Annotated in this window: 7 protein-coding genes and 1 pseudogene; 1 reads left to right on the forward strand and 7 read right to left on the reverse strand. The window is 45.5% G+C overall.

Features of this window, described 5'->3' with window-relative positions:
- From AD944_RS01790 to AD944_RS16140, 6 genes are all read right to left on the reverse strand, one after another.
- The coding region (locus AD944_RS01790) for a flavin reductase family protein (RefSeq protein ID WP_156477238.1) at positions 1-334 on the reverse strand (334 nt) is incomplete at its 3' end.
- Positions 335-392: 58 nt separating this feature from the next.
- Positions 393-1,361, reverse strand: coding sequence for a PDR/VanB family oxidoreductase (locus tag AD944_RS01795; protein ID WP_045541314.1), 969 nt, complete (start codon positions 1,359-1,361; stop codon positions 393-395).
- A gap of 91 nt (positions 1,362-1,452) precedes the next feature.
- Positions 1,453-1,932, reverse strand: a complete 480-nt coding sequence (locus tag AD944_RS01800; protein ID WP_045541313.1) for an aromatic-ring-hydroxylating dioxygenase subunit beta — start codon at positions 1,930-1,932, stop codon at positions 1,453-1,455.
- Complete coding sequence (locus AD944_RS01805) at positions 1,929-3,209, reverse strand: aromatic ring-hydroxylating oxygenase subunit alpha (protein ID WP_045541312.1); 1,281 nt, start codon at positions 3,207-3,209, stop codon at positions 1,929-1,931. Before AD944_RS01805 ends, AD944_RS01800 begins: the two co-directional genes overlap by 4 nt.
- A gap of 152 nt (positions 3,210-3,361) precedes the next feature.
- Positions 3,362-5,746, reverse strand: coding sequence for a TonB-dependent receptor (locus tag AD944_RS01810; RefSeq protein ID WP_082741125.1), 2,385 nt, complete (start codon positions 5,744-5,746; stop codon positions 3,362-3,364).
- 110 nt (positions 5,747-5,856) lie between these two features.
- Positions 5,857-7,062 (reverse strand): MFS transporter, encoded by a 1,206-nt coding sequence (locus AD944_RS16140; RefSeq protein WP_082784180.1) that lies wholly within the window; start codon positions 7,060-7,062, stop codon positions 5,857-5,859.
- 322 nt (positions 7,063-7,384) lie between these two features.
- Here AD944_RS16140 and AD944_RS16145 point away from each other — a divergent pair, with 322 nt between their 5' ends.
- Entirely contained in the window at positions 7,385-8,314 is a 930-nt protein-coding gene (locus AD944_RS16145) for a LysR family transcriptional regulator (RefSeq protein WP_082741300.1), read from the forward strand.
- Here AD944_RS16145 and AD944_RS16150 read toward each other — a convergent pair.
- Positions 8,304-8,417 (reverse strand): annotated as a pseudogene (locus tag AD944_RS16150) (transposase); the annotation flags it as partial. The gene AD944_RS16145 and the pseudogene AD944_RS16150 overlap by 11 nt on opposite strands.
- Between the last annotated feature and the right edge of the window lie 131 nt (positions 8,418-8,548).

An 8,548-nucleotide genomic window follows, 5' to 3' on the forward strand; every position in this document is an offset into this window, starting at 1 on the left:
GCGCATCACACACGAAGAACAATCCGTCCTCTTGGCGTACACAATAATCATCAAACTGCTTGTCCTTGGCAGGACCCGCAAAATGCAGGGCAACGGCTCCCTGTGATTGCCGGAGAATACTCACGCCAAAGCGTCCGCTCTGTTCAATAGCCCGGCAGGTGGAGCTCTTCCGGTTCAGGCAGATCAGAAGCATCAGCGGATCAAGAGAGACAGAACTCAGGGCGCTGATCGTAGCACCCTGTTCGCCGTCCTCCCCCCGCGCTGTCACAACCGCGACACCGGTAGCAAAATGGGACATGGCGTGCCGAAACGCATCGGACGTCAATGTTGTCATGCATTGTCTCTATGCCATAAGGACATCCTACAACATCTATTTTTTGGGACACCAACCATCAGATATCGACCACCAGCAGGGGTGAGCGTGACCGCGAACAGCACAGAGCAATCTGATCCGTTCGCTCCTCCTCCGTCAGATACTCGTCACGATGCTCCGGCTCACCTTCCAGCACACTTACCACGCAGGTACCACAAATGCCCTGCTCACAACTCAGAGTGACTTTCACACCGGCCTTGCTCAAAGCTCGGGCAATGGTATCATCCGGCCCGACCTGAACCCGCACGCCGGATTTTGCAGCCAGAACTTCAAATGCGTGTCCCCCGGCAACCGGCTGGGCGGAAAACGCTTCCCGGTGAAGCTGATTTTTCGTGTAACCAACAGCAAGACCCGCTTCAAAAACAGCGTCCATCAGCCCGAGCGGGCCACAGGTATAAACACGTGTCGTCGGCTTCAGGCTACCTGCAAGAACAGCGGCAGGATCAAAACGGGGCCCATCGGCACGCCCCCGATCATGCACCACCACAGCCTGCGCGAAAGGAGCATGTTGCAGGAACGGCATGAAAACCGGATCACGCGCCACATAATGCAGCGTAAAGGACTGCCCCTGATCATGCAGTGCGTAAGCCATCGCGATCAGCGGGGTCACGCCAATTCCGCCGCCGATCAGAACAGAATGAACCGCAGTCTTATCCAGAGGAAAAAGATTGCGTGGCGCGCCAATTTTCATGATCTCGCCCACCCGAACAAGATCATGCACCGCCTGGGATCCCCCTCGCGATGCCGGATCACGCAGCACAGCCAGACGATAACAGGAGCGATCGCCTGGATCACCGCACAGCGAATACTGCCGGATCAGGCCATCCCCCAGAAACAGATCCACGTGCGCGCCAGCGTCCCATGATGGCAGAACGCCTGTAAGCGGCACAAGATCGAAGGACAGAACGGCGCCAAGCTGCTCGACAGCGGCCACCCTGACATCAATCGTGCCTCCGGTCGTGCCTCCAGTTTCCACCTGCGCATTCATTGAATGCACAACCTACTATTGATGTCGATGCTGGCACCAGCGCTCAAGACCACACGCGCTCTAGCGCGGTCCACAACACGCACAACGGACCTCACAGGATATAACTCACAGCAGTCAGTGCCTCAGTGGAGGTCAGCAACCGTACAATCTTCTGATCAATACAAAACCGCTCTTCCATTTTTTTAAGGCGGAATGTCACGTTGGCTGCATAATAACGTTCTCTACCCTGTCGCAGTTCTGTCAGAAACTGGGCACAGCGCAGCGTGCAGCTTCCGGTTCCGGTTTCCAGCATCCGATAACGGGACAAAAGCCGGACAGTTCGGGCGGGCGGCGCAGCCGAAATGGACCGTCCCCCAAGAAGCCGCTCCACGCGCTTTTCACGCATTTCCGCATTGTCGTAAGCATAATTAAGGATTTTCTCAAGATCCTCAACCTTTGCATCAGGATCTATCGGCACCGCGTAGAGGCCATCCTCTGTATAGAGCTTCAGCCACTCACGGAATTCACCGTGATCGAGCATATCCGCTTCAAGCGTGATCAGTTCGATCGCCTCGTTCAGCGTGATTGTCATACGCCTATCTCCGCTGCTGCTGCCTCATCCGTCATGGCTGCAAGCCACTGTCGGTATGCCGCCCGCATGCCAGTCTCGGCACTCACATCGCTGAATAGATTGCCATCCTCACGTTTTGCTTCATGGCCCAGTCCTCGGTTGAGAAGAATGGCAATATCACGCCCGGCAAGAGAGCCACGCTGCACACGGTCCCACGCCTCAGCATCATCAGGCGTACCAAAACCCATCGGCCCCTGAAAAAGCTCATGCAAACGCAGCCGGGCTTCGTTCGCGCATTCCGGGCCACCGTCCATACCAATCGCAATATGCCGAATTTCCGTTTCATTCACACTCAACGGACGCAGCACGCGGAAAAAAGCCATGGAACAGGCCAGATTGGGAAACAGGTTGAGATTAAAGCCCGTTCCGCCAACAGCCCGGACAATCTGGCGCACTTTTTCCGGCGGGTAATCCTTGGACAGTTCTTCCGCCAGTTCAAGGAACCTGTCGGGAACAGGCGCGTCCAGATTGTCTTCTAGATCCACAAGATCTGGGATCATCACCATCACGGAATGTCCATGACCAAGATCTTCTACAAACCCTTCACCCCCGACAAAATCAAACGTATTCTGCGTTTCTTCGTCCACTGCATCCAGAAATGATTTATGAACGATCGGGAAATGATAAGCATCTGTCGTATTTTCGAGCTGGATTTTCCAGTTACCCGGAAACGTGAACCTGTGTTCACCCATCGTTTTGACCGGCCAGCCAGCGCCCTGCTTCATGAACAGATCAATCCATGGCTTGGCGCGTCCCAGCCACGCATCCAGAGACATGATGCTTTGATCAAATGTCGCGAAGATCAGCCCGTTATACTCCTCGACACGCAGTGAGACGAGCGGATATTCTGCCTTGTCCAGTTGGCCAGAATAGCCCTCCTGATGCGGAACCCCCCGCAATGCCCCATCAAGACCATAGGCCCAGCCGTGATACGGGCAGACAAAGCTTGCGCCCTTGCCGCTCTTATGCTCGCACACTGTCGCGCCACGGTGACGGCAGCGGTTGAGCAGGACATGCACATCCCCCTTGCGGTCCCGCGAGACAATAACTGGATGCGGCCCGACAAAGGTCGTGATGAAATTACCCGGCTCGGGCAAGTCACTTCGATGCGCAACCCAGATCCAGTTATGCATGAAAATACGGTCCATTTCCATGTCATATAGAGCGGGGTTGCTATAAATAGACCCGTCAGCATAGTCCGCGCTCACGAGACTTCTAGGGTCTAGAAGATCCTGCATCTGTCGTCCCTTCAATCAAATACTGAATTTAAACTGTATAAATCAAGAAACTATACATCATGTGTCACCACGCTCCGTCCAAAGCCGAAGCACGTCCCATCTTTGAATGTTCCATATTGGTATTCCCCTTGAGTATTATATGCATTGAGAACTCAAAATGACTTTGCCAATTCGAAGCCCGTCATCATCGGTGCTCCCACGATGTCATGGACAAAACTACCAGATGGTTGCACGAAAAAAGAATTGAATTTTGAATATATTATGTATTTATTCAGTGCATTGTTGACATAAAAAGAAGCTCTCCACTTAGGATCTTCATACGTAATTCTAAAATCCAGACGGTTCCATGAAGGAATATGAAGAATCGGGTCACTGGACGTTGAGTTAGACCCCGTATAGCTCGAGTCCACCCAGCGAAAATCGGAACTAAAGGTAAGCTTTTGCACATCCGAAAGCGGTATTGTATACGCACCATTGATACTCGCCTGCCAATCTGGAGTGCTCGGTAAAGAAGAACCTGTCCTTACAACGGGCGCCAAACCACCACCTGGATAAATGACATAACTCAAAAATTTTGAAGCATTATACGATGCACTCCCTGTAACAACAAAATTCTTAAAGGGCGTTACAGTTAGCGCTGTTTCAAATCCGGTAATACGACTGGCCGCCGCATTCGTAATAGAGTGTGAAATAATTCCACCTCGAATAACAGTCGATTGAACCTGTTGATTTTTCATTTCGATATCATAACCGGCAAAATCAAGCCTTACTTTCTTACCGAAGTTAAATTTTCCTCCCATTTCATAGTTTGTAACCGTTTCCGGAGCGATGGACGTCACATCTGATGGGTAGACTGGTGCCTTTTGGTAGCTCCCTGACTTGAATCCCTGAGCAAATGAAAAATATACCGACCCTAAATTACGAAAATCATAGCGTGCTGAAAAGGATGGGCTAGCTTCCTGCCAGCCTTTTGCACTCGTTGCAGGCGTGGAGCCATCAGGCCAGCCAAATCTTTCCCCAGTGAAGGCCACGGGGTTTGCTGAGTTCTTTGGAACAACAAAATGCTCGAGGCCTGATGCGTCGACATGCTCCCAAGTATAACGCAAACCAGCATCAAGATGCAGATGCGGAATAACTTCATATCCAACATGGCCGAAGCCTGCCACGCCGGTACGTCTCAGAGCAACAATTTGTGAATTAACCATGCCATTATACGGTGTCGCAAGACCAGTTCCGTCGGTCAAATCACTTAAGCTATAAAAACGGTTACTATATTCTCTGTCTTTATAGCCAGAAACACCCACACCAAAATGAACACGGCGGACCGTAATAGAATCAAAACGTACAGTCTGTATCTTAGACTGCTGCTCTTCGTACAAAACCTGTAAATTGTCTTTATATTTTTTATTTCCAACAAAATCGATTGGCACATCAGAATAGGCTTCCCGCCATGATGTTATGGAGGTAACCGTTCCATAATTCGTACGATACTTTGCATTAATGCCAACGCCATAATCTGCGCTGTCAGACTGATAGGCCAAATCACCGTTAATTTTGTAACAATGACATTGATCCAGAGGCCCTCCTCCTCCTTGTTCACCATTGTCTCTATGATAATCACCAATAATTTTAATATCTAACCGATCTGTAGGTTTAAATCTGATAACAGAACGAAAGCCACCACTCTGCTGAACACCCGTATATTTATTAAGATGAATATGGCTCCCATAATCTCTAAGGATATTCGGATTATTAACATACGAATTCACTAATTTCTTAGATACACCAGTATTATCAAAATACCCATCTGATCTGCCATAGTACGCAAGAACAGAAGCATAAATATGTGGCATAATCTGACCACTAATATAGGCTTGAGTTTTTGCGGTATTATAGCTACTATATCCCCCTCCCAATTTGGCATGAAAATGCTCGTCAGGGTCTTGAGTCGTAATGCTGACAACACCGGCTTCAGAATTTCGACTGAACCCTGTATTCTCTGGACCTTTAATAATCTCAACATTTTTAGGATCAAGAAATCCCATATCGAAACTAATAGCTGGCATATAAATGCCATCTACATAGGTCCCTGTTCCAGGCTCTAACTGAGCATTATTACCAACGCCACGGATAACAATTTGCTGAGATTCACCCGTGGGCGAGAGAGAACTCGTTGCCAGCGACAAGCCTGGAGTAATCCCAATAAGATCTTTTGTGTTTTGAACACCCAGCTCCATCAATTGACGAGCCGAATAGGAAGAAACAGATTTAGGCGTTTTCTGCAGAATCTGAACACGGCTAATACTTCTTACGTCAATTTCTTCTTCCTTTCCCTTTACGCTATTTATTTTATTTTCTATTTTCTTTCTTTTTAAATTTGATGGGTTCTTTACCGCAGGCGCCGCATAGGAAACCGTTGATAGCAAATATATGCTTGAACTCATCAATAACATAGACAACCCGACTCTTCTTTTTTTTTGCCGATGGCCAGAAAACATCAGAGATATTGTGACCTGCATTTTTTGTGTAATGTTCATAGTGATCTCATTGCCTTTAGATGGAACGACTGGACGAAGATATGGAATAATTTATATTCCTGATAACAAACGATATTTCGTCAGAATTGCCATACTGTGCTCCTTGACGGTCAGGTCTTGTTTTCAGAAACAAGCAGTATTGAAAATGCAGCGAGCAAGGAAAAAACAGCATAAGTTGAAAATTGCATTGATTTGTCAAACCCCCAGACAATCAATTCAGAACTTAAAAATGGTCCCGCCATCGCACCGAGACGCGAGATGGAAATACAAGAGCCAATCATGGAGGAACTAGTCCGGCTGCCGAAATAGGAGGCAACGTACGAAGTCACAAGTATAGAGACAGCCATTGTTCCAGATCCTGCCAAAGCACATGAAATGCACAATGATAAATACGATGACGATATACCCAGAAATATCAGTCCAATACTTCCAAAAATAAATCCAAAACATATAACAAGACGAGGAGAAATATAATCAGCTATTATACCAATCACTACAGCACCCAACGCTGACGACAACGAATAAATAGAAAGAAACAAAACACTAAACTCTTTCGTCATCCCGGAATTACGCATAATGATCGGTAACCACATGGACAATCCATACGCGACAAGCATCCCGAATATATATACTAGATAAAATCCAGCCTTTGATTTTATATTTATATATTTTTTATTTATTAATATATTAAATTGTCTATCGTTATTTGATCCACGCGGAAAATTTGGAAGTAAACATATATAGATTGGCAATATCAGAAGCGGCACAAAACTACCCCATACGAAATACCGCCAGCTTATGATCTTTCCGAATAAAATTACAAATATGGTTGATATAAAGATTCCGAAAACATAGCCAGAGTACATAAGACCAAATGTTTTATTTTCTTTGTTTTTTTCCGAAACCATATTTGTGATAGTCGAAGCCAGTGGAACAATACCAGCCACAGCGCCACCCCCAATTAAACGGCTTATGAAGAGCCATTCAACTCCAGGCGCCACCCCCCCCGCACCCATAGCAACAGAAAAAAGAATGAAACAAATTATGAAAATTGTTTTTTTGTTATATTTATCACCTAATAAGCCAAAAAAAATTCCGCCAAATAACATTCCAAGCATTGAACTACTTGAAATAAGAGCAAGACTATATTTTGACAATATAAATGACTTGTCTTCTTTTATAAATGGTAAAACTGAACCAACAATTCCGTTATCATAACCCTCTGCAAGAAGAGCAGACCAACAAATCCAAGTTATTTGCTTTTTTTTAAAATTGGAAATATAATTCCCTTGTTCGCAATCTAATGTTATAGACATCTACACTCTCCTCTGTGAAACTTGTAACACCATTCCATCCAAAAATACTGGCAAGTATGTTTACATTGTTTTTAATAGAATAGTGCTTGCCAAATAAGCAAAAAGAAGAGATTATAAATTTATTTTTAATTTAATATTGATAATCTTTAATTCTTGTGCTTCCTTGATCTTGTACGTTTTTCATTTTGTTTCGTTTCCAATATGGCTACCACCACTTTTCCTCCCAAAAACAAACTATGATGAATAATTTATCCGACGTTCTCTATTCGTAATGATATAAAATTGAGTGATCTGAATCAAATCTGAAGTGAGAATACACACTATGCATAAAACTAATTTCCGAAATCTAGACTTAAATCTTTTACGCATTTTCAATGCATTATGGGAGTACAGAAGCATAACACGGGCTGGGCAAGCCTTGGGATTAAGCCAGCCTGCCGTCAGCCATGCATTGCGACGGTTACGAGATGAGACCTCAGATCTATTATTTGTAAGAAAAGATTTTGGCATGCAACCGACCAAAAAAGCGATCGAATTATGTGGGCCAATTAAAAATGCCCTAGAATTACTTCAAACAGCTTTTCAAAGTGATCAGCAATTCGATCCAAAGCTATCTTCCAGAACATTTAGAATTGCTATGACTCTAGCTTCCGAGTTATACTACCTCCCAAGATTAATAAAAAGTATAGAAAAAAATAAATATAGAATAACTATTTCTGTATCTTCTCCTAATACAGAGGATGTATCATACGAGTTAAGACGTGGTGAAATTGAATGCTATATCGGCTACAACCCCTCTATTGTCGATGATTTTTATAGCGACCTTCTAACGGAAGACGAGTTTGTCATCGTGCTCCGAAATAACCATCCTTTATTGCAAAAAGGCGTCGATATATGTTCCTTAGAAATGTTACACGATATTCGCTACGTATATGGAGAGCGCAATACACCCGGAATTGGGCACATTGACCGCTTTTTTTCTGAATTAGATATTCGTCCCCAAATCTCTGTGACAGTCAGTAATCTAATGAGTGCTCCAGAAATTGTTAAGTCTACCGATTTGGCTGTTATTTTTCCAAAAAGTCTTTGTCGTATCTTTAATGTTGATGGAAATTTTTCTATTTTAAAAATACCTTATCAGTTCCCAGAAATTTACGTCCGCAGTTTCTGGAATAAATCTTTATCGACGGATAACGGCCGAGTTTGGTTCAGGCAATTTATTGTTGATACACTAGGGCCTGTTAGGGCTTGATCCAGTCTGCAGCGGCAGCGATATGGATGACCGCGAGGAAGGACGTTGCTGTTTTTTCGTATCTGGTTGCGACAGCGCGCCACTCCTTGAGGCGAGCCCAGAGTGTTGATTTTCACTGAGAACTGATGGTGTGGACGGCTCGCAGCGGTCCTGAGAGGATACTGAAGAGCTGAGTGTCCAGTGGAGGAAACCATCATGTCCCAGTTGATCCGTATTGGCATGGATACGTCGAAA

The organism is Acetobacter tropicalis (genome assembly GCF_001580915.1).
GTDB classification, from domain to species: Bacteria; Pseudomonadota; Alphaproteobacteria; order Acetobacterales; family Acetobacteraceae; genus Acetobacter; species Acetobacter tropicalis.